Genomic DNA, 26,361 nt, shown 5'->3' with positions numbered 1-26,361 from the left:
CGCGCCGCTTGAGGCAGGGCTCAGGCGCGGGTTACGCCGCGCGAGGCCCACTGCCCAGATACTGGCCGATCAGCTCGGCCAGCTCGGGTTCGCTGAACGGCTTGGTGATATAGGCCTTGGCGCCTTGGCGCATGCCCCAGACCCGGTCGGTGTCCTGATCCTTGGTGGTCACCAGGATCACCGGGATGTGCTTGGTAGTGGGTTCGCGGGTGATCGAACGGGTGGCCTGGAAGCCGTTGAGGTTCGGCATCACCACGTCCATCAGGATCAGGTCCGGGATCTCGCGCTTGGCGGCTTCAACGCCGGCCGCGCCATCCTCGGCCGTCAGCGCATCGTGGCCGAGCTTCTCGACGATGCGACGAATGCTCATCAGCTGGGAAGGTGAATCGTCAACGATCAGAATGCGTGCCATGTGCTTGGGGATTCCCGTCTGTGCGTGTCGATTGTAGCCGCCTGCAAGCCGCCTGCAAGCGGGTCATTCACTGCTTCCGATGCGTACCAGGGTGCGCCCCAGCGAGCCGCCGGCCAGCATCGTGGCAAACACGGACGGCAACTCGTCCGGCGTGGCTTCGCGGGTGCAGATGGCGTCCAGGTTGTCCGGCTTCCAGGCGCTTGCGAGGCGCCGCCAAACCTCTTGGCGAATGTCGCGTGCGGTGCCGGCGGAGGCCACGCCCAGCAGCGAGACGCCGCGGATGATGAAGGGCATCACCGTGGCGTGCAGCTCGGCCGAGGCCGCCAGGCCGCAGCTGGCGACGTTGCCGTAGGGCGCGGTCTGCGCCAGCAGCGCGGCGAGCATCGGCCCGCCGACGTTGTCCAGGCCACCGCCGAAGCGGGCGGTGTCCATCGGCCGCGTCGTCGATAGTGCGTCGCGGCCCAGCACCTGGCTTGCGCCCAGCGACTTCAGGTAATCGGCATGCTCCAACTTGCCGCTGATCGCGTGCACCTCGAAGCCGGCCTTGCGGAAGATCGCGACGGCCAGCGAGCCGACCCCGCCGGTGGCGCCGGTCACGGCCAGCGGGCCGAGGTCGGGCGTCTGCCGGTTCTCGGTCATGCGCAGCAGGCCCAGCGCGGCGGTGAAGCCGGCGGTGCCGAGGATCATCGCTTCGCGCAGGCTCAGCCCGGCGGGCAGCGGGATCACCCAGCGCGCGTCCAGCCGCGCGTATTCCGAATAGCCGCCGTCGCGGGTTTCCGACAGGCCGCTGCCGGTGACCAGCACGGCGTCGCCCTCGCGGAACGCGGGGTTGGTGGACGCCACCACGTGGCCGGCCACATCGATGCCGCCGACCAGCGGGAAGCGGCGCAGGATCTTGCCCGTGCCGGTGCCGGCCAGCGCGTCCTTGTAGTTGACCGACGAGTAGGCGGTCTTGACCACCACCTCGCCGGGATTGAGATCGCCCAGCGACACGCTCTCGATGCCGCTGCGGTAGCCGGCGGCATCGCTGTTGATGCGGAAGGCGCGGAAACTTGCGGGGATGGTCATGCGTCCTCCGGAGTCAATTTCAATTGGCTGCGGCGCTTTTCGTCCAGCCATTTCTCCGCTTGCGCGGGTTGATAGGCGCGCATCCAGTCCAGCAGCGTGTCGATGTCGTCGCCGTGCCACATGTCATGCCGCTGGTCCGGATGCAGGAAGCGTTCGCGCACCATGGTATCCAGCATCGCCATCAGCGGCTGCCAGAAACCGTTGACTTCCAGGAATGCGCAGGGCTTCCTGCCGAGGCCAAGTTGGCGCCAGGTCAGCATCTCGAACATTTCATCCAGCGTGCCGAAGCCGCCGGGCAGGGCGATGAAGCCATCGGCCAGTTCGAACATGCGCGCCTTGCGGGTATGCATGGAATCCACGATTTCCAGCCGCGTCACGTCCTTGTGCGCCACCTCCCAATCGACCAGCTGCTGCGGGATCACGCCGATCACTTCACCGCCATGGGCGAGCGCGGCGTCGGCGACGATGCCCATCAGACCGACGTTGCCGCCGCCGTAGACGAGGGCAATGCCGTCTTGTGCCAGGCGCGCGCCGAGGGCGCGGGCGAGGGCGGCATAGATGGGATCGTTGCCGGCGTTGGAGCCGCAGTAGACGCAGAGAGTTTTCATGCGCCGATTATCGCGCGGCGCCAACGAAAACGGCGCACCGAAGTACGCCGTTGATGCTTGGCTCGTCATTCCCGCGAAGGCGGGAATCCAGCGTCTTCCGTTTTCACCAAAGGCAAAAACGGGATCCCCGCCTTCGCGGGGATGACGGCTGTTTCGTATCAGTTGGCCTTGTGGATCGCCCGCTTGTGCACCGCCATCGCGGCGTCGTGCACGGCTTCGCTCAGCGACGGGTGGGCGTGGCAGATGCGCGCCAGATCGTCGGCGCTGCCCTTGAACTCCATCGCCAGCACGCCTTCGTGGACCAGCTCGGAGACGTTCACGCCGACCAGGTGCATGCCCAGGATGGTGTCGGTTTCGGCATGCGCCAGCACCTTCACGAAGCCCGCCGGCTCGGCCATCGCCACCGCGCGGCCAACCGCCGCGAACGGGAAGCTGCCGGCCTTGTACGGGATGCCGTCGGCCTTCAGCTGCTCCTCGGTCTTGCCGACCCAGGCGATTTCCGGCTCGGTGTAGATCACCCACGGGATGGTGTCGAAGTTGACGTGGCCGGGCAGGCCGGCGATCAGCTCGGCCACCGCGATGCCTTCCTCGAAGCCCTTGTGCGCCAGCATCGGCCCACGCACGCAGTCGCCGACCGCCCACACGCCGTCCACGCCGGTGTGGCAATGCGCATCGACTTCAATCTGCCCGCGGTCGTTGATCCTGACGCCGGTGCCGTCGGCCAGCAGGCCCTTGGTGGCGGCGCGGCGGCCCACGGCCACCAGCAGCTTGTCGACCACCAGCTCTTGCGCGGCGCCCTTGTCGTCGGTGTAGCGGATGTGCACGCCGTCCTTCTTGACCTCGGTGGCGGTGCACTTGCAGCCCAGCTTGATGTCCAGGCCCTGCTTCTTGAACTCGCGCGCGGCGACCTTGGCCACTTCGCCATCGGCGGCGGCCAGGAAATTCGGCAGGCCTTCGAGAATGGTGACCTCGGCGCCCAGGCGCTTCCACACGCTGCCAAGCTCCAGGCCGATCACGCCGGCGCCGATCACGCCCAGGCGCTTCGGCACGGCTTCCAGGTCGAGCGCGCCGACGTTGTCGATGATGTGCTCGCCGAACTTGGCAAAGGGCAGCTCGATGGAATCCGAGCCGGCGGCGAGGATGACGTTGGTACCCTTGAGCTCGACTTCGCTGCCGTCGTGCTGCTTGACCTTGACGATGTTGCCGGGCTGCAGCTGGCCGAAGCCGTAGAACGCGGTGATCTTGTTGGCCTTGAACAGCGCCGCGATGCCGCCGGTGAACTGCTTCACGATGCCGTCCTTGCGGGCGACCATCTTCTTCACGTCGATCGCAGGCTTGTCGAAGCTGATGCCGTGCTGGTCGAAGATGTGGCCCATGTTCCAGAACTGGCGGCTGGAATCCAGCAGCGCCTTGGACGGGATGCAGCCCACCCGCAGGCAGGTGCCGCCGAGGGCGGGCTTGCCGTCCTTGCCCAGCGCGGCATCGATGCAGGCGGTCTTCAGGCCCAGCTGGGCGGCGCGGATGGCGGCGTGGTAGCCGGCGGGGCCGGCGCCGATCACGACGACATCGAATTGTTGTTGTTCGCTCATTGCAGATCGTTCCTCGTATGCAAACAGGAAGCCCCGCTGCGCGGGGCTTCGTGCCGGTTACATGCCAAGCAGCATCCGGTGCGGGTTTTCCAGCTGGTTCTTGATGTCCACCAGGAACAGCACCGCGTCCTTGCCGTCGATGATGCGGTGGTCGTAGCTGATCGCGATGTACATCATCGGCGCGGCGATGACCTGGCCATTCTCGACGATGGCGCGTTCCTTGATGGTGTGCATGCCGAGGATCGCGCTCTGCGGCGGATTGACGATCGGGGTGGACATCAGCGACCCGAACGTGCCGCCGTTGGTGATGGTGAAGGTGCCGCCCTGCAGGTCTTCCAGCTTCAGGCCGCCTTCGCGGGCCTGCTTGGCATAGGTGGCGATGCCTTGTTCGATCTCGGCAAAGCTCATGCGCTCGACGTTGCGCAGCACCGGGGTCACCAGGCCCTTGTCGGTGGAGACCGCCACGCTGATGTCGGCGTAGCCGTGATAGATGATGTCGCTGCCATCCACCGAGGCGTTGACCACGGGGTACTTCTGCAGCGCGTTGGCGGCCGCCTTGGCGAAGAAGCTCATGAAGCCCAGCTTGATGCCGTTGGCCTTCTCGAACTGCTCGCCCAGCTCCTTGCGCATCTGCATGACCTTCGCCAGGTTCACCTCATTGAACGAGGTCAGCATGGCGATGGAATTCTTGGATTGCATCAGGCGTTCGGCGATGCGGGTACGCATGCGGGTCATCGGCACGCGTTCTTCCGGGCGCGCGCCGGAGGCCACGCCGGCGGTCTTGCCGCTGGCGTAATTGACGATGTCTTCCTTGGTGACCATGCCGCGACGGCCGGTGCCGGCCACGTCGGCCGGATTGACGCCGCTGGTGGTGGCGGTGAAGCGGGCGCCGGGCGGAAGGTCGCTGGATGCGGCAGCGGGCGCAGGCGACGCCGCAGCGGCTTTTGCCGGTGCTGCGGGGGCTGCGGCTGGTGCGGCGGCAGCAGGCGCCGCGGCTACGGCGCCTTCCTCGATCACGGCAATGACCTGCTGGCTGTTGACCACCGAGCCGGCCTCGAACTTGATTTCCTTGAGCACGCCATCCACCGGCGAGGGCACTTCCAGCACCACCTTGTCGGTTTCAAGATCAAGCAGGTTTTCGTCGCGCTTCACCGCGTCGCCGGCTTTCTTGTGCCAGCTGGCGATGGTGGCGTCGGAGACGGATTCGGGAAGAACCGGGACTTTGACTTCGATGGTCATGTAAGCGTCCTGTCGGAATGCAGTGAGGGGTTAGTCGGCGTCGATGTCAACGGCGACGGGATTGGTCAGTGCGTCGGCCAGCAGCTTGTTCAGCTCGGCCACGTGCTCGGCCATGTGGCCGGCAGCCGGCGAGGGCGAGCGCAGGCGACCGGCATAACTCAGCGACTGCTTCGGCAGCAGGCAGGCGCGCAGGTGGTGCTGGATCTGGTACCACGCGCCCTGGTTCTGCGGCTCTTCCTGGCACCAGATCACTTCGGTGGCGGATGCAAAGCGCTTCAGCTCGGCCACGAGCTCCGGCCGCGGGAACGGATACAGCTGCTCCACCCGAACCAGTGCAACGTCCTTGATGTCCTGCTTTTGCGCCGCTTCCAGCAGGTCGTAATAGACCTTGCCGGCACACACCACCACGCGACGGACCTTCTTGGCGCTGGAGGTCGTGTCCGGGATCAGCCGCTGGAATTCGCCGCCGGCGAGTTCGTCCAGCGTCGAGACCGCCAGCTTGTGCCGGAGGAGCGATTTCGGCGTCATCACCACCAACGGCTTGCGCGTGCTCTGGCGCATCTGCCGGCGGATCATGTGGTAGTCCTGGGCCGGGGTGGTGGGCGTGCAGACCACCATGTTGTCCAGCGCGCACAGCTGCAGGAAGCGTTCCAGGCGCGCCGAACTGTGTTCAGGGCCCTGGCCTTCATAGCCGTGCGGCAGGTACAGGGCCAGCCCGCACAGGCGATCCCACTTGGCTTCGCCGGCGGCGACGAATTGGTCGATGACCACCTGCGCGCCGTTGGCGAAATCGCCGAACTGCGCTTCCCAGATGTCCAGGGTCATCGGATCGGCGGTGGAGTAGCCGTATTCGAACGCCATCACCGCTTCCTCGCTGAGCAGCGAATCGATGATGGTGACGTCTTCCGGGTTCTCCACCAGCTCGCGCAGCGGCAGGTAGTAGTTGTCGGTGGCCTGGTCGTGCAGGATCGCGTGGCGATGGAAGAAGGTGCCGCGGCCGCAGTCCTGGCCGACCAGGCGCAGGCGGTAGCCTTCTTCCAGCAGGGTGGCATAGGCCAGGTTCTCGGCGAAGCCCCAGTCGCCCGGCAGTTCGCCGGCCGTCATCTTGCGGCGGTCTTCATAGATCTTGGCCACGCGCGGATGCAGCTTCACTGTCCCCGGAATGGTGGTGATGCGGGTGGCCAGCGCACCGAGCGCCTTGCGGTCGAATCGCGTATCCACCGGGTCGGACAGTTTGCCGGCCAGATGCGGCGTCCAGTCCACGCTGAGGGCATCGGCTTCGGCCTTGACCACCTCGGTGGTCACCTCGCCGGCATCCAGCTTGTCGCGGTAGGCATCCACCAGCGCTTGCGCATCGGCCGCGGTCAGGACGCCCTCGGTGACCAGCTGCGCTGCATACAGCTCGCGCGTGGTCTTCATGGCGCGGATCTTCTGGTACATCAGCGGCTGGGTTGCGGCCGGCTCGTCAGCCTCGTTGTGGCCGTGGCGTCGGTAGCAGACGATGTCCACCACCACGTCCCGGCCAAACTGCTGGCGGAAGTCGAACGCCAGTTCGGCCACGAACGCCACCGCTTCCGGGTCGTCCCCGTTCACGTGCAGCACCGGGGCGCCGACCATCTTGGCCACGTCGGTGCAGTAGAACGTGGAACGGGCATCTTCGGCAGCGCTGGTGGTGAAACCAACCTGGTTGTTGACCACGACGTGCAGCGTGCCACCCACGCGGAAGCCGCGCGCCTGCGACATCTGCAGCAGCTCCATCACCACGCCCTGGCCCGCGAACGCGGCGTCTCCGTGGATCAGCACCGGCATGACCTGCTTGCGCTCGCTGTCGCCACGGCGATGCTGGCGCGAGCGCACGCTGCCGGCGACCACCGGGTCCACGATTTCCAGGTGCGAGGGGTTGAACGCCAGCGCCAGATGCAGCGGGCCGCCGGGCGTGGCGATGTCGGCGGAGAAGCCCATGTGGTACTTCACGTCGCCGGTGTGGGCGTGGTCACCGTCGCGGTTGTGCTCGAACTTGCCCTCGAACTCGTCGAACAGCTTGCGCGGCGGCTTGCCCAGGGTATTGACCAGCACGTTCAGGCGGCCACGGTGGGCCATGCCCAGCACCACGTCCTTGACTCCGGCCTGGCCCGCGCGGCGGATGCTGACGTCCAGCAGCGGGATCAGCGAGTCGCCGCCTTCCAGCGAGAAGCGCTTCTGGCCCACGTACTTGGTGTGCAGGTAGCGCTCGAGCCCTTCTGCCGCGGTCAGGCGCTCCAGGATGCGCAGCTTGTCCTGCTTGCTGCGGCCATAGTGGCCGGCCGCTGCCTCCAGCCGCTCATACACCCAACGACGCTGCTCGGAGTCGGTGATGTGCATGAACTCGGCGCCAATGCTGCCGGTATAGGTGGCTTTGAGGCGGGCGTACAGATCGCGCAGCTTCATCCGCGCGTGACCACCCACGCCACCGGTGCTGAACTCGCTGTCGAGATCACGTTCTGACAGCTGGTGGAAGGCCAGTTCAAGGTCCGGCGGGTTCAGCGGTGGGGTCAGGCCCAGCGGATCGGTGTGCGCACCGAGGTGGCCACGCGAACGGTAGGCGGTGATCAGGCGGCCAACGTGGCGCTCGCGCTCGTCGCTCGTGCCTTCCGCGACCGTCGCCACACCACGGGCCGCCTGGCGGCCTGCCTCGATGATGTGCTGGATGACGGCCGAATGCGGGATGTCGCCGGCCTCACGCCCCTTCAGGGCATCGAAATACTGCTTCCACTTGGGATCGACGCTGTCCGGCGCAACAAGGAATTGCTCGTAAAGATCTTCGATATACGCGCCATTGGCGCCGAGCTGCGAGGATTGTGCGAACTGCTTGAGGAGACTGTCCACGGCGTGGCTAGCAACCTTTCTGGTGGGGTGGGTGGGGGCGTCCGCTCCGGCACCGGCGTCACGTCGGCGGCGGGGCAAAACTGAATGGGCGCAGGCAAAGAATCGGAATTATAGCCGCAGCGTTACGCCGGCACATCCGATCCAGATCAAAAACGCGTTGATTTCAGATTCCCAATGCCCGGTATTCAGATACCGGTCGGGAACGCTCCCAGATTTCGGAAAAGCGCTGTTGCAGTTGCCGCACCCGGGCGCGGGCGTCGAGGCAGGCGCTGCCTTCGGGCCGCTCACCCTGCGCCCGGAAGTAATAGCCGCCGGTATCGTTGGCAATCAGCGCGGCGCGATCTTCCCGATAGGCCGGCTCATCCACTTCGCGGAACTGGAACACGCTGGGCATGCGTTGCGCGAGGTCCAGCAGCTTGGCGTGTGTGTTTTGCGGGGCGGCTGCATCGTGCAGCAAGACCTGCACCTGCACGTCGCGCCCGGAGGTCGCGAAGTTGCGCAGGGCATCCAGCAGGCCCGGCTGGTCAAACAGCCAGGACTCCAGATCCAGGCTGCGAATCCACAGCTTGCGGCGTGCGCCGGCAATGATTTGCGTGGCGATATCGACGCCAGCAGGGTGGTCGAGGACGCGAATGGGGTCCGCTGCGGTTGGCTCCTGGCTCATGCGCCTGGCTCCGTGTCGAGGTGGTAGTGACCGGCCGCCAGCAGGGCAATGACGGCGTCGCGCCCGGCCTGGTCAAGCGCAGCGTACAACGTGCCGTCGATCCTGTCCGCTGCAGCCAACCGGCGTGCGTCGACGACGGTGAGCGCGTGTGTCGTGCCGCCGGCATACAGGCACGCGCTGGCGGGATCGCGGCGGGTTCGCCGCCACGCCATGCGCGACCAGGGGTGGTGCAGCAGGTGCCTGCCCGCGAGCAGCACCTGCTCCACCGCGGCATGTGACGGCGGGGCTTGGCCTGCGACCGGCAGCAGCCCGCTGCGGTAGCTGGTGATGAAGCCGCCGAACCAGTCGCCGAATTGGTCGGGATCGTCCATCCGCAAGTGCTGCAGCGTCGCGTCCACCCGCTGCAGCGCGGCGTCGTCGATCTCGCAGGCATCCTCCGGCAGGACCAACCCGGGGTCGGTGTAGCGCAGGCCGTCGGGGGCACTGGCGGCCAGCGTGTCTGCGTAGTCACCCAGCAGTTCGGCCGCGCTGGGCGCGCACAGCGTCACCGCAAAGGCCAGGCTGTGCGCGTCTGCCAGGTCGCAATGCGGCATGCCGGGGGGCAGGTAGAGCAGGTCGCCGGGTTCCAGCAGCCAGTCGTGGCTGGGCTGGAAATTGCGCAGCAGCGGGAGTTCGACGCCGTCGCGCAGTGCCGTCGAGGGCTGCGGCGCTGCATCGATCTGCCAGCGGCTGCGGCCTGTGGCTTGCAGCAGGAACATGCCACAAGGGGACGTGCGTGCGCCGGCGGAACCGCCACGGGCAGCGAAGCTGGCCGCAATGTCGTCGATGCGCCAGCGCGGCAGGAAGGTGAACTGGTCGAGCAGGGCGCGGATGTCGGCGTCCCACTTGTCCACGTCCTGCACCTGCAGGACCCAATCGTGGTCGGGCAGGCCGGGAAACACGTCCTCGGCGAACGGCCCGTGGCGCACGCGCCAGCCATCGCTGGCGGCGTCGTGCTCGATCAACCGCGCCAGCACGCCGTCTTCGCAGGCCAGGCCGGCCAGGTCGTCGGGTTCGATGGGGGACGTGAAGCCGGGCAGGGCGTTGCGGATCAGCAGCGGATGCCGCTGCCAGTAGTCACGCAAGAACTGCGCGGGCGGCATGCCCAGCGGGCTGTGCTTGGCGGCATGGATGACACTCGCAGGCGCCGCCCGTGCCGGCATGTCAAATTTCCCGGGCCAGCCGCTCCGCCAGGCCGGTGTAGAGGCCCGGGGTCAGGTCCAGCAGGCGCTGCTTGTCGGCCGCCGGCAGCTCCAGCGATTCGACGAAGGCGCGCATCGACTCGGCGGTGATGCCATGGCCGCGGGTCAGCGCCTTCAGCTGCTCGTAGGGATTGGGCAGGCCGTGGCGGCGCATCACCGTCTGCACGGCCTCGGCCAGCACTTCCCAGCTGGCATCGAGGTCGGCGGCCAGCCGCTCCGGGTTGACGCTGAGCTTGCCCAGCCCGCGCTGCAGGGCGTCGAAGCCGATCAGCATGTGGCCGAAGGCGGTGCCCAGCGCGCGCAGCACGGTGGAGTCGGTGAGATCGCGCTGCCAGCGGCTGATCGGCAGCTTGGCGGCGAAATGCTCGAACAGCGCACTGGCGATGCCGAAGTTGCCCTCCGCGTTCTCGAAGTCGATCGGGTTGACCTTGTGCGGCATGGTGCTGCTGCCCACCTCGCCGGCCTTCACCGACTGCTTGAAGTAGCCCTGCGAGATGTAGCCCCAGATATCGCGGCACAGGTCGATGGCGATGGTGTCGATGCGCTTGGCCGCGTCGCACAGCTCGGCCACGCCGTCGTGCGGCTCGATCTGGGTGGTGTAGGGCTGCCAGTCCAGGTCCAGCGACTCCACGAAGCGGCGCGAGAACGCCGGCCAGTCCACGTCCGGATACGCGGCGACATGCGCGTTGTAGTTGCCCACTGCGCCATTGATCTTGCCGGGCATCGGCAGCGCCATCAGCACCTGCTGCTGGCGCTGCAGGCGGGCGATGACGTTCGCCAATTCCTTGCCGACGGTGGTGGGCGAGGCAGTCTGGCCGTGGGTGCGCGAGAGCATCGGCAGCGCCGCGTGTTCGTGCGCCATCGCGCGCAGGGCGGCGATCAGCGCATCGAGCTTCGGCAGCAGCACGTCCTGCCGCGCCTGACGGAGCATCAGCGCGTAGGACAGGTTGTTGATGTCCTCGCTGGTGCAGGCGAAGTGGACGAATTCCAGTGCCGGCCCCAGCTCCGCGTCGTCCTTGAGCCGTTCCTTGATGAGGTATTCGACCGCCTTGACGTCGTGGTTGGTGGTGGCCTCAATGGCCTTGACCCGTGCCGCGTCCTCGACGGAAAAGCCGTCCGCCAGTGCGCGCAGGCGCGCACTGGCGGAGCCGGAAAACGGCGCCAGTTCGGGGATGCCGGGCTCGGCGGCCAGCGCCAGCAGCCATTCCACTTCCACCTTCACGCGCGCCTTGATCAGGCCGTATTCGGAGAAGATCGGGCGCAGCGGATCGACCTTGCCGGCGTAGCGGCCATCAAGCGGGGACAGGGCGGTGAGGGTGAGGGACATGGTCAGGAGGCGTGTGGGAAACACGCAATTCTAACCGTTGCCGGCGTTATCCTCGGTGCAATCAACGGCAAACAGACACGGCAGGCAGGCGATGAGCATGCGCAAGCAGAAGGGATTCCGCATCGAACACGACAGCATGGGCCAGTTGCAGGTGGCTGACTCGGCGCTGTGGGGCGCGCAGACCCAGCGTGCGGTGGACAACTTCCATGTCTCCGGGCGGCCGATGCCGGCAGCGTTCGTGCGCGCGCTGGCGCTGGTCAAGGCGGCCGCGGCCGTGGTCAACGGGCATCTGGGCCTGTTGGACAAGGCCCGCGCGCAGGCCATCATCGAGGTGGCCACCGCGATTGCCGGCGGCGCCCACGCCGACCAGTTCCCGATCGATCGCTACCAGACCGGTTCGGGTACCTCCAGCAACATGAACGCCAACGAGGTGATCGCCCATCTGGCGGCTGCGGCATCGAAGCTGGCCATCCACCCCAACGATCACGTCAATCTGGGACAGAGCAGCAACGACACGATTCCCTCCGCGCTGCGGGTGATGGCGATGCTGGAAACGCGCGGCGTGCTGCTGCCGGCACTGGCGCACCTGCGCCGGGTCATCGACGCGCAGGCCGTTGCCATTGGCGGCACGGTCAAGACTGGCCGGACGCATCTGATGGATGCCATGCCGCTGACCTTCGCGCAGGAATTTGGCGCCTGGTCGGCGCAGCTGGCGTCGGCGCAGGCGCGTATCGAAGACAGCCTGAAGCGCGTGCGGCGGTTGCCGATTGGCGGTACGGCCATCGGTACCGGCATCAACGCCCATCCAAAGTTCGGCAAGGGCGTGGCGAAGGCGTTGTCGGTGGCGACCGAGGCCAGGTTCGAACAGGCGGCCAATACCTTCGAAGGGCTGGCGGCGCAGGATGATCTGGTGGAGCTGTCGGGCCAGTTCAATACGCTGGCGGTGGCGCTGATGAAGATCGGCAACGACCTGCGCTGGATGAATTCCGGGCCGCTGGCCGGGTTGGGTGAAGTGGAACTGCCGGCGCTGCAGCCGGGCTCGTCGATCATGCCCGGCAAGGTCAACCCGGTCATTCCCGAAGCCTTGTGCATGGCGTGCGCACAGGTCATGGGCCTGCATCAGGCAGTCACCGTGGCGGGCCAGAGCGGCAACTTCCAGCTCAACGTGATGCTGCCGCTGATCGCCTGCAACCTGGACGAAGCCATCGGCTTGCTGGCCAATGCCATGGTTGCGCTGGCCGACAAGGCCATCGCCGGTTTGCGCATTCGCAAAGACAAGGTGGCGCAGGCGCTGGAGCGCAATCCGATCCTGGTGACCGCGCTGAACCCGGTGATCGGCTATGAAAAAGCCGCCAGGATTGCCAAGCGTGCCTATCTCGAAAATCGGCCGGTGCTGCAGGTGGCGCTGGAAGACAGCGGGTTGACGGAAAAGCAGTTGCGCAAGCTGTTGGATCCGGCGGGCCTGACCAAGGGTGGAATCGGGGGTGGCAGCGGCAAGGCAGGGTGAGGGGCTGTCTGGCGCGCTGGATTGCGCCGGTGACAGCCCCGAACCCGGAGACTCAGTCGCTGGTCACCGCCACGCCTTTGTCCTTGGCGTGCTTGCCGCAGTCTTCGATGTCTTCCTTGGTCATCGTGGCGTAGGGCTTGAAGGCGGGCAGCGAGTCAGCCAACTGCTGTTGGCTGGCCATCAGTGCGGGCAGGCGGACGCACAGCTTCACCGCCTGGGCTTCGATTTTCTTGCCTTCGGCTTCCATTTTCGCTTCGAAGTCCTGTTGCCCCTTTTCGCCGCCGAAGATCGCGCCCATCACGCCGCCCACGGCCTTGCCGGCGAGGTCGGCACCCTGTGAGCCGATGGCCATGCCGGCCTCGGCGATGCCGATGATCTGGCCGCGATAGGCCAACAGCTGCTGGCGTTGCCCGGGGCTCACCGCGACGGCTTTGCCGTTGATCCACAAGTCACCGGCCGGGGTGATCTCGGCCTTGGGCAGGCCATTGGCGGGCCGGGTGACCTGCTTGCCGTTCACGTTGATGTTGAAATCGCCGTTCAGGCTGATGTTGCCCTCGCGCAGTTCCTTGCGCGCCTTGTCCAGGGCCTTGTCCACTTGCTCGCCAATGAACCCCTTAGGGGTATCGCTGTTGCTGGACGTGGCGGCGGGCGGCGGGGCGGGCTGGCTGCAGGCCAGCAGGGGGATGCTGGTGAGCAGGGCGAGTGCGATGTTGCGGATCTTCATGCGGGTGTCCTCGGTGAACGGGGCAATGGCTTAGTTGTCATCGCGCCAGCGGCGCAGGCGGATCGCGGCGGCGATCATGGCGACTCCGGCAACGGCACCGATCCACAGTTGGGGGGTGCCCAGCACGGTGTACATGGCTTTGGCGACGGCCAGATAGTCGAGGTGGAAGGCGTTCTTCAGGTCATGCAGATCCATCGCGCCCAGCCAGGTGCCCGGAAATACGCCGCCCAGCAGATGCGCGACCACGTTCTTCCAGAACCAACCGCTGTTCAGGTTGAACGCATTCATCAGGTCGAACCAGCTGATGAACACGCCGGCGAACACGGGGATCATGATCGCCCACAGGAACGGCTTGCTCTTCGACCAGGCCGAGCACAGCATCAACCAGCCAACGCAGGGCAGGGCCCACAGGGCGTAGATCGGCAGGGTGGCGATGACCACGCCGGCGTTTGCCAGCAGGTTGCCGGGGCTCCACAGCAGGGTCAAGGGATTGCCGTGGTGGATCAGCACGAACACGCTGAGCAGCAGCAGGAACGCCACCATGCAGACGATGGCCACCGCAATGGCCAGGGCCGGTGCGACCACCAGGGCGCTGAGCGCCTTTGACAGCACGGTGTCGCGATCGGAGACCGGCAGCGACTTCCAGAACAGCACGCTGCGATCCTTGCGCTCGTCGTACAGGCTGCCCAGGCAGTAGAAGAACACCACGAAGCCCAGCACCAGCATGGGCCAGAACATCGCGCTGGCAGTGCTCATGCTGATGCCGTCGGCCAGCTTGTGCATGTCGTCGGGGCTCATCTGCGCGGTGATGGCGTTCAGATCCAGCCCGTTGACCATGACCTGGCCATCCATGTCTTTCAGCTTGCCCAGCGAGGAGGCCTTGCGCGCTGCAACCTCGGCAAAGGTCAGGCCCATCAGGGTGAGCAGCAGCGAAATTCCGCCGGCCCAGATCGGCGCCCAGAAAAAGCCGCCCTTGTGCTCCCAGAATTCGCGTTTCAGCAGCAGTTTCAGTCTGTGGGTGGCGTGCGGGGGCGTGGCCGGTCTGGCCGGTGCGCGATCGGTCACATCGACGATGGCGTTCATGCGTAGGTTCCCTTCATGGTGGCAACGAACAGGTCGGCCAGGCCGGGGCTGCGGGTTTCGCCCAGCTCGGCCAGCTGCCTTGCATCGGCGCCGTCGAACAGCATCACGGTTTTGCCGAACGGCAGGCTGCGTTCGTCGATGGGGTTGAGGCCGCGTGCGGCGTCGAGCTTGTCCGCGTTGACCATGACCTCGGTGTAGCGCTCGCCCACCGCGTCCATCGGCGCATCCAGCACGATCTTGCCGTCGCGGATGAACATCACGTCGGTGAGGATGTGTTCGATCTCCTCGACCTGGTGGGTGGTGACGATGATGGTCTTGTCCTCGTCGAAGTAGTCCTCCAGCAGGCGCTGGTAGAACTGCTTGCGATAGAGGATGTCCAGGCCCAGGGTGGGTTCGTCCAGCACCAGCAGCCTGGCGTCGATGGCCATCACCAGCGCCAGGTGCAGCTGCACGATCATGCCCTTGGACATTTCGCGCACTTTCAGCCCCGGCTTGAGCTGGGTGCCGTGCAGGAAGCGCTGGCACCGTGCTGCGTCAAAGCGGGGATGCACGCCGGCGACGAATTCGATGGCCTGCGCCACGGTGATCCAGCGCGGCAGCACCGCCACGTCGGCGATGAAGCAGACATCGTTCATCAGTTCGTCGCGCTGGGTGCGCGGATCCTTGCCCAGCACCTTGAGCTCACCCTCGAACGGGATCAGGCCGAGCACGGCCTTGAGCGCGGTGGTCTTGCCGGCGCCGTTGGGGCCGATCAGGCCGACGATGCGGCCCGGGGCGATGTCGAAACGGGTGTCATCCAGCGCCAGCTTGTTCTTGTAGGCCTTGCGCAGGCCGCGGGCGGAAACGACGGGAGTGACGATGGCCGTGTTCACTTGTCACCCCATTTTTTCTGTGGATTCAGCAGTTCCTCGATATTCAGGCCCAGGCGCTGGATGCGCTCCAGCACCAGCGGCCATTCTTCGCGCAGGAAGCGTTCGCGCTCGCTGGCCAGCAGCCTGGCCGTGGCTCCATCGGTCATGTACATGCCCAGTCCCCTGCGTTTTTCGACAAGTTGTTCATCCGCGAGCTCCTGGTAGGCGCGCGAGACGGTGATTGGATTCAGCTGGTACTCGGCCGCCACCTGGCGCACCGAGGGCAGCGCATCGCCAGGCTTGAGGACGCCGTCGAGCATCATCGCGACGACGCGCTCCTTGAGCTGACGGTAGATCGGAGCGCCATCGCTCCATTCAACGGCAACCATGGCTCAGCTCCGTGGTGAGAAGGAAAAAAACGGCATCCGCAGCGATTGCTGCGCGTGCCGGGCGGTGGCGCGGCCGGGGTGTTCCGGCAGTGCCTCGGCGGAACGTGCCTGGCTGGCTTCCAGGTCGGCGTGGGCCCCGCGTGCAAGGGGGCCCGCCAATGCCTGCGGCATCGGCTGCGAATCCGCCGGCACGCTGGCCAGCAGGGCAGTGACGAGGAGCGCACTGCAGGTGATGACAGCCATCAGCGAGTTGTGGAGCTTGCGGTTCATGGTGAACGTCCTGCTCTGGGTGTTCGGTGTTGTAGGCAACTATAACACTAGATTTTTACCCGTCAAGCCCCAATCACCCAACTGAAGTCATGCAGGTCGAAGGTCATGCTTGCCCGCGTCGTCGGACGCCTGCCCGCGTGCCGGCGCCGCCCGCCTGAACCGCGCTGCCGGCGCAGGATTGCCCGATGCCGTCGGGCGAACGACAATAGCCCGTTGTCCCGCGCGGCATGTTGCTGCGAGGCTCACTCCGGAGACCCCCCGATGGCGTTTTACCCGCGTGTGCTGGGCGCGCTGTTCGCGACCGTTCTGGCGATGGGCGTGTCGCATGCGCAGAATGCAGCACCGGCAAGCGATCGCGACAAGGTGGGCTACATGCTTGGGCTCGATGCAGGACGCAGCATCGGTCCAGGCTTGCCGGATCTTGATCTGGCGGCATTCCAGCGTGCCGTGGAAAACGCGATGTCCGGCGGCAAGCCGCTGCTGGATGCGCAAGAGGCGCGACAGATCCAGCAGGTGCTGATCGCCAATATCGCCGCGCGCAAGGCCGGCAAGCCCGCCGCTGCGCTGGATCGTGCCAGGGCCGGGTTGCTGCTGGGAGCAACCGTGGGCCAGTCGCTGCTGGCCCAGCGCGGTGAATTCGACATGCCGATGTTCCTGCATGGCGTCAAGGATGGCGCCGATCCTGCAGCCAAGCCGGCGCTGGACGCCGCCCAGATCGAACAGGTGCGCGCGGCGTTTGCGGCAAGGCGGGCGGCGGCACGCGATGTCGAACGGCAGGCGCAGGGGCAGGCCTCGCTGCAGCAGGAGCAGGCCTTCCTTGCTCAGAATCGGCAGGTCAAGGGCGTGTTCGTGACCCCGAGCGGGCTGCAATACACCATCCTGCGCCAAGGCACGGGCGTGCGTCCGCGGCCGGGGCAGCGGGTGCGCGTGAATTATGTCGGCAGCTTGCTGGATGGCCACACATTCGACAGCTCCTATGCCCGTGGCGAACCCGCCGAATTCGGTCTCGATCAAGTCATCCGCGGCTGGAGCGAAGGCGTCGCGATGATGCCGGTCGGTGCCAAGTATCGCTTCTGGATTCCAGCCGAGTTGGGCTATGGCGCTGCCGGGGCGGGCAGCGACATTCCGCCCAATGCCACCTTGATGTTCGACGTGGAACTGCTGGGCGTCGAATAAGTCCAACCCCGTTTGCAACCTTGTACCGACGCGCCGCGCCGGCCTGTTCCATTCCCTCCGGAGTCACCGACTGATGAAGCTGTCCACCCGCACCACCGTTCTTGCCGTCGCCACGATGCTCGCGCTGTCTGCCTGCAAGGCCGAACAGAAGCCTATCGACGTGTCCACCGGCAGCGCCGAGTCCGGCAAGGCAGCCACCGACAAGACGGGCTATCCCGGCCTGCCCACCGAGAAAGAGCAGGTCAGCTATTCCATCGGCATGGCGATGGGCAAGCAGTTGTCGGAAATCAAGGACGAAGTGAACGTCGATACCGTGGTCAAGGCGCTGCGCACGCAGATGACCGGCGGCAAGGCGCTGATCAACGACGAGCAGGCGCAGCAGATCATGCAGGGCTTCGGCCAGAAGATGCAGGCCAAGCAGATCGCCAAGATGATGGAAGAGGCCAAGGCCAATGCGGCCAAGAGCGATCAGTTCCTGGCCGAAAACGCCAAGAAGGATGGCGTGGTGACCACCGCCTCCGGCCTGCAGTACCAGGTGATCACCCAGGGCAAGGGCGCCAAGCCGGCGGCGACCGACGGGGTCAAGGTGAACTACAAGGGCACCCTGCTGAACGGGACCGAATTCGACAGCTCCTACAAGCGCGGCGAGCCGGCGGTGCTGCCGCTGCAGGGCGTGATCCCGGGCTGGGCCGAGGGCCTGCAGCTGATGCAGGTGGGCAGCAAGTACAAGTTCTGGATCCCGGCCAAGCTGGCTTATGGCGAGCAGGCACCGCCGATGATCGGGCCGAACCAGGCGCTGGAGTTCGAAGTCGAGTTGCTGGAGATCGTCAAGGCGCCCGCCGGCAAGTAAGCGACCGCACGACCGGGGGGCGCATCGTCGCGATGCGTCCCCTTTTTTCTTTGGCAAAGGAATCAATGCATGCGCGTTTGCATCTTCGGAACCGGTTATGTGGGCTTGGTCACCGGCACCTGCCTGGCCGAGGTCGGTCACGACGTGGTCTGCGTGGACATCGACGCGGCCAAGGTGGACGGGCTTCGGCGCGGTGAAGTACCGATTTACGAACCGGGCCTGACGCCGATGGTCCGGGCCAATCATGCCGCCGGCCGCTTGCAGTTCAGCACCGATGCGGCTGCCGGCATCGCGCATGGCGACATCGTGTTCATCGCGGTCGGCACGCCGCCGGATGAAGACGGCAGCGCCGACCTCACCTACGTGCTGGAGGTGGCGCGCAGCATCGGCACGCATCTGCAGGCGCCGGTCATCGTGGTCAACAAGTCCACGGTGCCGGTGGGGACCGCCGACAAAGTGCGCGCGGCGATCGCCGGCGTGCTGGCGCAGCGCGGTGTACAGATCGCGTTCGACGTGGTCTCGAACCCGGAATTCCTGAAAGAAGGCGCAGCGGTGGAAGACTGCATGCGCCCAGACCGCATCGTGATCGGCGCCGACAGCCCGGCGGCGGTGGCCAAGCTCAAGCGCCTGTATGCGCCGTTCAACCGCAACCACGACCGCATCGTGGCGATGGATGTGCGTTCCGCCGAGCTGACCAAATATGCGGCCAATGCGATGTTGGCCACCAAGATCAGTTTCATGAATGAAATCGCCTGCATTGCCGAACAGGTCGGTGCGGATGTGGAAATGGTGCGCAAGGGCATCGGTTCCGACCCGCGCATCGGCTGGCATTTCATCTACCCAGGCGCGGGCTACGGTGGCTCGTGCTTCCCCAAGGATGTACAGGCGCTGGCCAGGACCGCGCAGCAGTACGGGGTGACGCCGCGTCTGCTGGACGCGGTGGAGGCGGTCAACGACGCGCAGAAAGGCCATCTGTTCGAACTGATGGCGCGCCACTACGGTGGGGAAGCCAAGCTGCGCGGCAAAACCATCGCGCTGTGGGGGCTGGCGTTCAAGCCGAATACCGATGACATGCGCGAAGCATCCAGCCGGCGCCTGCTGCAACAGTTGTGGGACGTGGGCGCAAGCGTGCGTGCGTTCGACCCCGAAGCGATGCAGGAAACCCGCCGCATCGTGGGCGAGCGATCGGATCTTGTCCTGTGCGGCTCGGCCGACGAGGCGCTGCAAGGTGCGGATGCGCTGGTGGTGATCACCGAGTGGAAGCAGTTCCGCAGCCCTGATTTCAGCAAGCTGCGGGAAGCGCTGGCCGATGCGGTGGTGTTTGATGGCCGCAACCTGTACGAGCCGGCGGATGTGGAAGCCATGGGCCTTGCCTGTTACGGCATCGGGCGCGGGCGCTCGCTGCAGGCGGGGAAATTGGAATGACGCCTGCCATCGAAGCGCGCCTGATCGATCTGGAAACGCGTCTGGCCTTCCAGGAACATGCGCTGCAGGAGTTGAGTGACGCGCTGGCTGCCGCGCGCGGCGAGGAAACCCGCAATGCGCTGCGGCTGCATCGCGCGATGGAGGAACTGCGACAATTGCGCAGTGCCCTGGCCGCAAGTCCGGTGACCGGCGATGTTGCCAGCGAACCGCCGCCCCCGCATTACTGATCCGTTGACACGATGATGAGCAATTCCCTCCGCGACCAACTGCTGGGCCTGGGCTTCAAGAATGCCCCGGCGACGCCTGTGCCACCTCCAAAGCGCGAAAGCCACAGGGCGAAGACCGGGCCGGGCGGGAAGCCGGCGCAGGCCGGGAAGCCAGCCCATGCCGGCAGGCCCTGGCCGCCGCAACCGCACAAGCAGCGCTCGCGCGAAGACATCGATTTGGCCAAGGCCTATGCGATCCGCGCGCAAAAGGAAAAAGACGAACGCATCGAGGCCGAGCGCCTGAAGCAGGAGGAAGCGCGCGCGCGCCGCGAGGCCAAGGCGAAGCTGGAAGCCTTCCTCAAGGACAAAGCGTTGAATTCCGCCGAGGCCGAGCATGTTCGCCACTTCGAATACGGCGGCAAGATCAAGCGCATCCACGTCACCGCCGCGCAGCTCAAGGCGCTCAATGCTGGCGAGCTGGGCGTGGTGCAGATGAATGGTCGCTACCTGCTGGTGGATGCCGCCACGCTGGCCGAGGCCGGCGCGATCTTCGCCCAGGCGGTTGCGCTCAACGTCGATCCGAACGCGCCGGCCGGCGACGATCCGTATTCCGACCCGCAGTACCAGGTGCCGGACGACCTGGTGTGGTGACCCCGCTTTCCCCGCGCGTCGCTCAGTCCGGGTCGTAGTCGAGGTTGAACGACAGCCAGCGTTCGGCCTGCGCCAGGTCTGCGCCCTTGCGCTTGGCGTAGTCGGCCACCTGTTCCTTCGATACCCGCCCGACCACGAAATACTGGCTGCGCGGGTGGCTGAAGTAGAGGCCTGACACGCTGGCCGCCGGATACATGGCGAAGTGGTCGGTCAGGGTGATGCCGGCGTTTTCGGTGGCCCCCAGCAAGTCGAATACCACCCGCTTCTCGCTGTGCTCCGGGCAGGCCGGATAGCCCGGCGCCGGACGGATGCCGCGATAGCGCTCCGCGATCAGCGCGTCGTTGTCGAGCGTCTCGTCCGCCGCAAAGCCCCAGAACTCCTTGCGCACCCGCTGGTGCAGCCGTTCGGCGAACGCTTCGGCCAAACGGTCGGCCAGCGACTTCAGCAGGATCGCGTTGTAGTCGTCGTGCTCGGCGCGAAACCGTTCCAGGTGGGGCTCGATGCCGAGACCGGCGGTGACCGCGAATGCGCCTATCCAGTCCTGCCTGCCGGACTCCCTGGGCGCGACGAAATCGGCCAGGCACAGGTTCGGCCGTTCGACCGGCTTGTCGGCCTGTTGACGCAGGAAGCGCAGCCAGCGCTCCTCGCCGTCCACTTGCAGCGCCACATCGTCACCGACGCTGTTGGCCGGCCAGAACCCGCAGACTGCCTTCGCGGTCAGCCATTTTTCGCCGACAATGGTCTTGAGCATGGCGCGGGCGTCGTTGTACAGCTCGCTGGCCTGCGTGCCCACGATCTCGTCTTTCAGGATTGCCGGATATTTTCCCGCCAGTTCCCACGTATTGAAGAACGGCGTCCAGTCGATGCAAGCGACCAATTCTTCCAGCGGGTAGTCGTCGAAGACGTGCAGCTCCGGTTGCTTTGGCGCGGGCGGGATGTAGGCGTCCCAGTCATCCCGGAAGCGCTGCGCGCGCGCTTTTTCAAGCGGCACCAGGCGCTTGGCATCGCCGCGATTGCGGTGGCGCTGGCGAATGTCGGCGTAGTCGTTTGCCGCCGCGGTCACGAACGCCTCGCGCAGCTCCGGCGAAACCAGCGACTGCGCCACGCCGACCGCGCGCGATGCATCCTTCACCCAGATGGTCGGCGACTTGTAGTGCGGATCGATCTTCAGCGCGGTGTGCGCGCGCGAGGTCGTGGCGCCGCCGATCAGCAGCGGCACGGTGAAACCCTGCCGCTGCATTTCGCGGGCAACGTGGCTCATTTCCTCCAGCGACGGGGTGATCAGGCCGGACACGCCAATGATGTCGGCGTTCTCGGCGCGGGCGACATCCAGGATCTTCTGTGCCGGCACCATCACGCCGAGATCGATGACCTCGAAGTTGTTGCAGGCCAGCACCACCCCGACGATGTTCTTGCCGATGTCGTGCACGTCGCCCTTGACCGTGGCCATCACGATCTTGCCGTTGTTCTTGCCGGCATCGCCGGTGCGCAGCTTCTCGGCCTCGATGAAGGGCAGCAGGTGCGCCACCGCTTTCTTCATGACGCGCGCGGACTTGACCACCTGCGGCAGGAACATCTTGCCGGCGCCGAACAGGTCGCCAACCACGTTCATGCCGTCCATCAGCGGGCCTTCGATCACGTCCAGCGGGCGCGTCGATTGCAGGCGCGCCTCTTCGGTGTCCTCGACGATGTATTGGTCGATGCCGTGGACCAGCGAGTGGCTAAGGCGCCTGTCCACGGGCGCATCGCGCCAGGCCAGGTCTTCGACCTTCTTTTCGCCCTTCTTGCCCTTGAAGCGATCGGCAATCTCCAGCAGGCGCTCGGTGCCGTCGCTGCGGCGGTTCAGCACCACGTCCTCGACCCGCTCGCGCAGTTCCGGTTCAAGCTCGTCGTACAGCGGCAGCGCCCCGGCGTTGACGATGCCCATGTCCATGCCGGCGCGGATCGCGTGGTACAGGAACACCACGTGGATCGCCTGCCGCACCGCTTCGTTGCCGCGGAAGCTGAAGCTGACGTTGGAGACGCCGCCGGAGATGTGGCAGTGCGGGAAGCGCTTGCGCAGCTCGCGCGCGGCCTCGATGAAGTCGACCGCGTAGTTGTTGTGTTCCTCGATGCCGGTGGCGATGGCGAAACAGTTGGGATCGAAGATGATGTCTTCCGGCGGGAAGCCGATCTCGTCGGTCAGCAGCTTGAAGGCACGCGCGCTGATCTCGATCTTGCGCTGCGCGGTGTCGGCCTGGCCAATCTCGTCGAAGGCCATCACCACCACTGCCGCGCCATAGCGGCGCACCAGTCGCGCCTGCCGCAGGAACTCGGCTTCGCCTTCCTTCATCGAGATCGAGTTGACGATGCCCTTGCCTTGCAGGCACTTCAGGCCAGCCTCGATGACCGACCATTTGGACGAGTCCACCATCACCGGGATCCTGGCGATATCCGGCTCGGCCGCGATCAGGTTGAGGTATTCGACCATGGCTTTTTCGGAGTCGAGCAGCCCCTCGTCCATGTTGACGTCGATCACCTGCGCGCCGTTTTCCACCTGCTGGCGGGCGACCACCACCGCTTCATCGAGGCGGTTTTCCAGAATCAGCTTCTTGAACTGCGCGCTGCCGGTGACGTTGGTGCGCTCGCCGACGTTGATGAAATTGGATTCCGGCGTGATGACCAGCGGTTCCAGCCCGGACAGGCGGGTGAAGCGGGGCAGGGACGTGCTCATGCCGCCTGCTCCTGCGCGCCGACTGCCGGCACCGCGCGCGGCGGCAGCCCGCGCACGGCCGCGGCAATCGCCGCGATGTGGTCCGGGGTGGTGCCGCAGCAACCGCCCACCAGGTTGATCAAGCCGCTTTGCGCGAATTCGCGCAGCACGCCGGCCATGTCGTCCGGCGTTTCGTCGTAGCCGCCGAAGGCGTTGGGCAGGCCGGCATTGGGGTGGCAGCTGACGAACGTGTCGGCGATTTGCGCCAGCACCGCCACGTGCTGGCGCAAGTCGCGGGCACCGAGCGCGCAGTTCAGGCCGATGCCCAGCGGTTGCGCATGCCGCAGCGAGTACCAGAACGCCTCGGCGGTCTGCCCCGAGAGCGTGCGCCCGGACGCATCGGTGATCGTGCCGGAGATCATCACCGGCAGCCGCGCGCCGATCTCTTCGAACACGTCGTCGATGGCGAACAAGGCGGCCTTGGCATTGAGCGTGTCGAACACGGTTTCGACCATCAGCACGTCGGCGCCGCCTTCGATCAGGCCGCGCGCGGCCTCGCGGTAGGCATCGGCCAGTTCGTCGAAGGAGATGGCGCGAAAGCCAGGGCGATTGACGTCGGGCGACAGCGAGGCGGTGCGACTGGTGGGGCCCAGCACGCCGATGACGAAGCGCGGCTTGTCGGGCGTCCGGACTTCGGCAGCATCGCATTCCATGCGCGCCAGCGCTGCGCCCTCGCGATTGAGTTCGCGCACCAGGTGCTGCAGTCGGTAGTCGGCCAGCGAGATGGCGGTTGAATTGAAGGTGTTGGTTTCCACCAGATCCGCACCGGCGTCCAGATACTGGCGATGGATCTCGCGGATGACGTCGGGCCGGGTCAGCGACAGCAGATCGTTGTTGCCTCGCTGGTCAGACCCCTCGCAATTGCAGCCGGGGCCGTGCGCATGCCCGTCCGCGGCAAACAGCGCGTCGTAGCCGTGCGCAAACCGCTCGCCACGGTAGTCGGCTTCCTGCAGTTCATGGCGCTGGATCATCGTGCCCATCGCGCCGTCGATGATGAGGATGCGGCGCGCAAGCGCGGCTTGCAGCGCTTCAGCGCGGGCGGGGGTTTTCCACGGGAGTTGCATCATGTCCTGCTCCTGTTCGTCATTCTCGCGCAGGCGGGAATCGCGCTTGCTATCGCCCGCTACTGAACGCGGGAATGAGGGTCGGTGGTGCATCCACCGCCGCCTGGCATCCATTCGACTGCCGCAAGCGGCGCTGGAATGAACGTGCCGTCCCGCGTCACGGCTTCACGCCGGTCAACGAGATCACTTCGAAATGCGGCGGCCTGCGCTCGCGGGTGACGGTGCCGCAATTGGCGATGGTCAGCCCGGCTTTTTCCGCGAATTTGCGCAGGTCTTTCTCGCCGAAGCCGAGATTGACGTGGCCATAGGCTTCAACGGCGCTGCGATGCTCGTGTCGGGCCAGGCTGGACAGCAGCAGGCGGCCACCCGGGCGCAGCACGCGTGCAGCCTCGGCCACCGCTTGCGCGGGCTTCGTCGCATACGTCAGTGCGTGCATCAGCACCACCAGGTCGAAACTTCCATCATCGAACGGCAATGCGTGCATGTCGCCCTCGCGGACTTCCACGTTGCCATAGCGACGCAGGCGCTCGCTGGCGGCGGCCACCACGCGCTGGCTGGAGTCGATGCAGACGTAGCGATCGGCGTGCGGCGCCAGAAGTTCGGCCAGCACGCCGTCGCCCGACGCGATATCCAGCACGTCGCCCGGCCACAGCAGCGGTAGCGCGGTGCGTGCCAGGGCTTCCCAGGTGCGACCCGGCGAGTAATGGCGCTCCATGTCGCCGGCCACGCTGTCGGCCCAGTTCTGGTCGGCGGCGCGCATCGCCAGCACCGCCGGCACGCGCTCGGCGTCCTGGCGCAGCAGGGGGTCGTCGCTGCCGTGGCTGATCGAATGCCACAGCGCCCGTTGCGACGGGCCGATGGCCGCATCGTCGAAACGGTAATAGGCGGAGACGCCCGCGCGGCGATCGCGCACCAGACCGGCTTCCTTCAGCCTGGCCAAGTGGGTGGACACGCGTGGCTGGGCCAGCTGGGTGATGGCCGACAGTTCCGCAACGGTCAGCTCCTCGCCTTCCAGCAGCGCCAGCAGGCGGACGCGGGTGGCGTCTGCAAACACCTTCAAATGATTCGACCAGCTTTCCAGGTCCATTTATATCGTTCCATCGCGATTCAAAGATAATTGTTGCGCGATGCGGTTTTCAGGTCAAGCGATTGTCCGCTGCCGAGGTTGCTACAATGGCGCTTCTGCGGAGTGGAGCTTGGCGTCATGGATTTCGGATTCAGCGAAGAGCAGCTGATGCTGCAGGATGTTGCCAGGCGCATCGCCCGCGAGAAGATCGCGCCCAGTGCCGAGCATCACGACCGCACCGGCGAGTTCCCGCTGGAGAACATCCGCACGCTGGGCGAGAACGGCCTGATGGGCATCGAGGTGCCGGTGGAATACGGCGGTGCCGGCATGGATTCGATCAGCTACGTGCTGGCAATGATCGAAGTTGCCGCTGCCGATGCCGCCCACAGCACCATCCTGTCGGTCAACAATTCGCTGTTCTGCAATGGCATTTTGCAGTTCGGCAGCGAGGCGCAGAAGCAGAAATACGTGCGCGCGATTTCCGAAGGCCGCGAGATCGGCGCGTTTGCGCTGACCGAGCCGCAGTCGGGGTCGGATGCCACTGCGATGCGCTGCCGGGCGGTGAAGCAGGCCGACGGCAGCTATGTGGTCAATGGCAAGAAGAGCTGGATCACCTCCGGCCCGGTGGCCAAGTACATCGTGCTGTTCGCGATGACCGACCCCGACAAGGGCGCACGCGGCATCACCGCCTTCATGATCGATACCGCCCGCGATGGCTTCCATCGAGGCAAGACCGAACCCAAGATGGGTATTCGCGCCTCGGCCACCTGCGAGATCGAATTCACCGATTACATCGTCCAGGCCGATGAAGTGCTGGGCGAGGAAGGGCAGGGCTTCAAGATCGCCATGGGCGTGCTGGACGCCGGCCGGATCGGCATCGCCAGCCAGGCCATCGGTATCGCCCGCGCCGCTTTCGATGCAACGCTGGACTACGTGAAGGAGCGCAAGGCGTTCGGGCAGCCGATCGGCGCGTTCCAGATGACCCAGGCCAAGATCGCCGACATGAAGTGCAAGCTCGATGCAGCCTTGCTGCTGACCTTGCGTGCGGCGTGGCTGAAGGGTCAGGGCCAGCGCTTCACCACCGAGGCTGCGGTGGCCAAGCTCACCGCATCCGAAGCGGCGATGTGGATCAGCCATCAGGCGTTGCAGATCCATGGCGGCATGGGGTATTCGAAGGAAATGCCGATCGAGCGTTATTTCCGCGACGCGAAGATCACCGAGATTTACGAAGGCACCAGCGAGATCCAGCGGTTGGTCATCGCCCGCGGCGAAACCGGCCTGCGATAAAGACAACGACGTCCCAGACGGCCGCGCTTCCTGCGCGGCCGTTTCCC

The 26,361-nt window shown here is 66.0% G+C and carries 24 protein-coding genes; 7 read left to right on the top strand and 17 right to left on the bottom strand.

Annotated elements, in window-relative coordinates:
- Nucleotides 1–31: 31 nt before the first annotated feature.
- The 9 genes from LIW09_RS07215 to purB all read right to left on the bottom strand — a co-directional run bounded on the left by LIW09_RS07215 (nucleotide 32) and on the right by purB (nucleotide 11,013).
- Complete coding sequence (locus tag LIW09_RS07215; RefSeq protein ID WP_256644977.1) at nucleotides 32–412, bottom strand: response regulator; 381 nt, start codon at nucleotides 410–412, stop codon at nucleotides 32–34.
- A gap of 63 nt (nucleotides 413–475) precedes the next feature.
- On the bottom strand, nucleotides 476–1,480 hold the full coding sequence (locus tag LIW09_RS07210) for a YhdH/YhfP family quinone oxidoreductase (protein WP_256644976.1): 1,005 nt from the start codon (nucleotides 1,478–1,480) through the stop codon (nucleotides 476–478).
- The gene (locus tag LIW09_RS07205; protein ID WP_256644975.1) at nucleotides 1,477–2,088 is read right to left on the bottom strand and encodes an LOG family protein; all 612 of its coding nucleotides are present in this window, start codon (nucleotides 2,086–2,088) and stop codon (nucleotides 1,477–1,479) included. Before LIW09_RS07205 ends, LIW09_RS07210 begins: the two co-directional genes overlap by 4 nt.
- A 158-nt stretch (nucleotides 2,089–2,246) precedes the next feature.
- Nucleotides 2,247–3,677, bottom strand: coding sequence for a dihydrolipoyl dehydrogenase (lpdA, locus tag LIW09_RS07200; protein ID WP_256644974.1), 1,431 nt, complete (start codon nucleotides 3,675–3,677; stop codon nucleotides 2,247–2,249).
- A 57-nt stretch (nucleotides 3,678–3,734) separates the two neighbouring features.
- Nucleotides 3,735–4,916, bottom strand: coding sequence for a dihydrolipoyllysine-residue succinyltransferase (gene sucB / locus LIW09_RS07195; protein ID WP_256644973.1), 1,182 nt, complete (start codon nucleotides 4,914–4,916; stop codon nucleotides 3,735–3,737).
- A 30-nt stretch (nucleotides 4,917–4,946) separates the two neighbouring features.
- Nucleotides 4,947–7,781, bottom strand: coding sequence for a 2-oxoglutarate dehydrogenase E1 component (locus tag LIW09_RS07190; RefSeq protein WP_256644972.1), 2,835 nt, complete (start codon nucleotides 7,779–7,781; stop codon nucleotides 4,947–4,949).
- 163 nt (nucleotides 7,782–7,944) lie between these two features.
- The gene (locus LIW09_RS07185; protein ID WP_256644971.1) at nucleotides 7,945–8,445 is read right to left on the bottom strand and encodes a DUF7931 domain-containing protein; all 501 of its coding nucleotides are present in this window, start codon (nucleotides 8,443–8,445) and stop codon (nucleotides 7,945–7,947) included.
- Nucleotides 8,442–9,647, bottom strand: coding sequence for a cupin domain-containing protein (locus tag LIW09_RS07180; protein ID WP_256644970.1), 1,206 nt, complete (start codon nucleotides 9,645–9,647; stop codon nucleotides 8,442–8,444). The genes LIW09_RS07185 and LIW09_RS07180 overlap by 4 nt, the downstream gene beginning before the upstream one ends.
- Before the next feature lies 1 nt (nucleotide 9,648).
- Nucleotides 9,649–11,013 carry an adenylosuccinate lyase gene (purB, locus tag LIW09_RS07175; protein WP_256644969.1) on the bottom strand — a complete coding sequence of 455 codons (1,365 nt, stop codon included), beginning with the start codon at nucleotides 11,011–11,013 and terminating at the stop codon, nucleotides 9,649–9,651.
- A gap of 91 nt (nucleotides 11,014–11,104) precedes the next feature.
- Here purB and LIW09_RS07170 point away from each other — a divergent pair, with 91 nt between their 5' ends.
- Entirely contained in the window at nucleotides 11,105–12,520 is a 1,416-nt protein-coding gene (locus LIW09_RS07170) for a class II fumarate hydratase (protein WP_425507872.1), read from the top strand.
- 52 nt (nucleotides 12,521–12,572) lie between these two features.
- Here LIW09_RS07170 and LIW09_RS07165 read toward each other — a convergent pair whose 3' ends face one another.
- The 5 genes from LIW09_RS07165 to LIW09_RS07145 are packed head-to-tail and all read right to left on the bottom strand — an operon-like array spanning nucleotide 12,573 to nucleotide 15,837.
- Nucleotides 12,573–13,244 carry a DUF2884 family protein gene (locus LIW09_RS07165; protein ID WP_256644967.1) on the bottom strand — a complete coding sequence of 224 codons (672 nt, stop codon included), beginning with the start codon at nucleotides 13,242–13,244 and terminating at the stop codon, nucleotides 12,573–12,575.
- A 30-nt stretch (nucleotides 13,245–13,274) separates the two neighbouring features.
- Entirely contained in the window at nucleotides 13,275–14,327 is a 1,053-nt protein-coding gene (locus LIW09_RS07160; protein WP_256644966.1) for an ABC-2 transporter permease, read from the bottom strand.
- Nucleotides 14,324–15,199, bottom strand: a complete 876-nt coding sequence (locus tag LIW09_RS07155; protein WP_256644965.1) for an ABC transporter ATP-binding protein — start codon at nucleotides 15,197–15,199, stop codon at nucleotides 14,324–14,326. The genes LIW09_RS07160 and LIW09_RS07155 overlap by 4 nt, the downstream gene beginning before the upstream one ends.
- Entirely contained in the window at nucleotides 15,196–15,567 is a 372-nt protein-coding gene (locus LIW09_RS07150; RefSeq protein ID WP_256644964.1) for a GntR family transcriptional regulator, read from the bottom strand. The genes LIW09_RS07155 and LIW09_RS07150 overlap by 4 nt, the downstream gene beginning before the upstream one ends.
- Before the next feature lie 3 nt (nucleotides 15,568–15,570).
- Nucleotides 15,571–15,837, bottom strand: a complete 267-nt coding sequence (locus tag LIW09_RS07145) for a hypothetical protein (RefSeq protein WP_256644963.1) — start codon at nucleotides 15,835–15,837, stop codon at nucleotides 15,571–15,573.
- A 261-nt stretch (nucleotides 15,838–16,098) separates the two neighbouring features.
- Here LIW09_RS07145 and LIW09_RS07140 point away from each other — a divergent pair, with 261 nt between their 5' ends.
- The 5 genes from LIW09_RS07140 to LIW09_RS07120 all read left to right on the top strand — a co-directional run bounded on the left by LIW09_RS07140 (nucleotide 16,099) and on the right by LIW09_RS07120 (nucleotide 20,145).
- On the top strand, nucleotides 16,099–17,013 hold the full coding sequence (locus tag LIW09_RS07140) for an FKBP-type peptidyl-prolyl cis-trans isomerase (protein WP_256644962.1): 915 nt from the start codon (nucleotides 16,099–16,101) through the stop codon (nucleotides 17,011–17,013).
- A 73-nt stretch (nucleotides 17,014–17,086) separates the two neighbouring features.
- Complete coding sequence (locus LIW09_RS07135; RefSeq protein ID WP_256644961.1) at nucleotides 17,087–17,863, top strand: FKBP-type peptidyl-prolyl cis-trans isomerase; 777 nt, start codon at nucleotides 17,087–17,089, stop codon at nucleotides 17,861–17,863.
- 69 nt (nucleotides 17,864–17,932) lie between these two features.
- Nucleotides 17,933–19,288 carry a UDP-glucose dehydrogenase family protein gene (locus tag LIW09_RS07130; protein ID WP_256644960.1) on the top strand — a complete coding sequence of 452 codons (1,356 nt, stop codon included), beginning with the start codon at nucleotides 17,933–17,935 and terminating at the stop codon, nucleotides 19,286–19,288.
- Nucleotides 19,285–19,515 (top strand): SlyX family protein, encoded by a 231-nt coding sequence (locus LIW09_RS07125; RefSeq protein ID WP_256644959.1) that lies wholly within the window; start codon nucleotides 19,285–19,287, stop codon nucleotides 19,513–19,515. Before LIW09_RS07130 ends, LIW09_RS07125 begins: the two co-directional genes overlap by 4 nt.
- A 15-nt stretch (nucleotides 19,516–19,530) precedes the next feature.
- Entirely contained in the window at nucleotides 19,531–20,145 is a 615-nt protein-coding gene (locus tag LIW09_RS07120) for a DUF2058 domain-containing protein (RefSeq protein WP_256644958.1), read from the top strand.
- A gap of 22 nt (nucleotides 20,146–20,167) precedes the next feature.
- On the opposite strand, the gene metH is transcribed toward LIW09_RS07120, so the two are convergent.
- From metH to LIW09_RS07105, 3 genes are all read right to left on the bottom strand, one after another.
- Entirely contained in the window at nucleotides 20,168–22,858 is a 2,691-nt protein-coding gene (metH, locus tag LIW09_RS07115) for a methionine synthase (protein ID WP_256644957.1), read from the bottom strand.
- Nucleotides 22,855–23,964, bottom strand: coding sequence for a homocysteine S-methyltransferase family protein (locus tag LIW09_RS07110; protein WP_256644956.1), 1,110 nt, complete (start codon nucleotides 23,962–23,964; stop codon nucleotides 22,855–22,857). The genes metH and LIW09_RS07110 overlap by 4 nt, the downstream gene beginning before the upstream one ends.
- Before the next feature lie 154 nt (nucleotides 23,965–24,118).
- A complete protein-coding gene (locus LIW09_RS07105) occupies nucleotides 24,119–25,048 on the bottom strand; it encodes an ArsR/SmtB family transcription factor (RefSeq protein ID WP_256644955.1) in 930 nt (309 codons plus the stop codon).
- A gap of 117 nt (nucleotides 25,049–25,165) precedes the next feature.
- Here LIW09_RS07105 and LIW09_RS07100 point away from each other — a divergent pair, with 117 nt between their 5' ends.
- Nucleotides 25,166–26,314 (top strand): acyl-CoA dehydrogenase family protein, encoded by a 1,149-nt coding sequence (locus LIW09_RS07100; RefSeq protein ID WP_256644954.1) that lies wholly within the window; start codon nucleotides 25,166–25,168, stop codon nucleotides 26,312–26,314.
- Nucleotides 26,315–26,361: the final 47 nt, after the last annotated feature.

It is taken from the genome of Thermomonas paludicola (genome assembly GCF_024498955.1).
In the GTDB taxonomy this organism is placed as follows: Bacteria; Pseudomonadota; Gammaproteobacteria; order Xanthomonadales; family Xanthomonadaceae; genus Thermomonas; species Thermomonas paludicola.
Note: the sequence above shows the minus strand (reverse complement) of the source record. Positions and strands in the feature narration are given on the sequence as shown.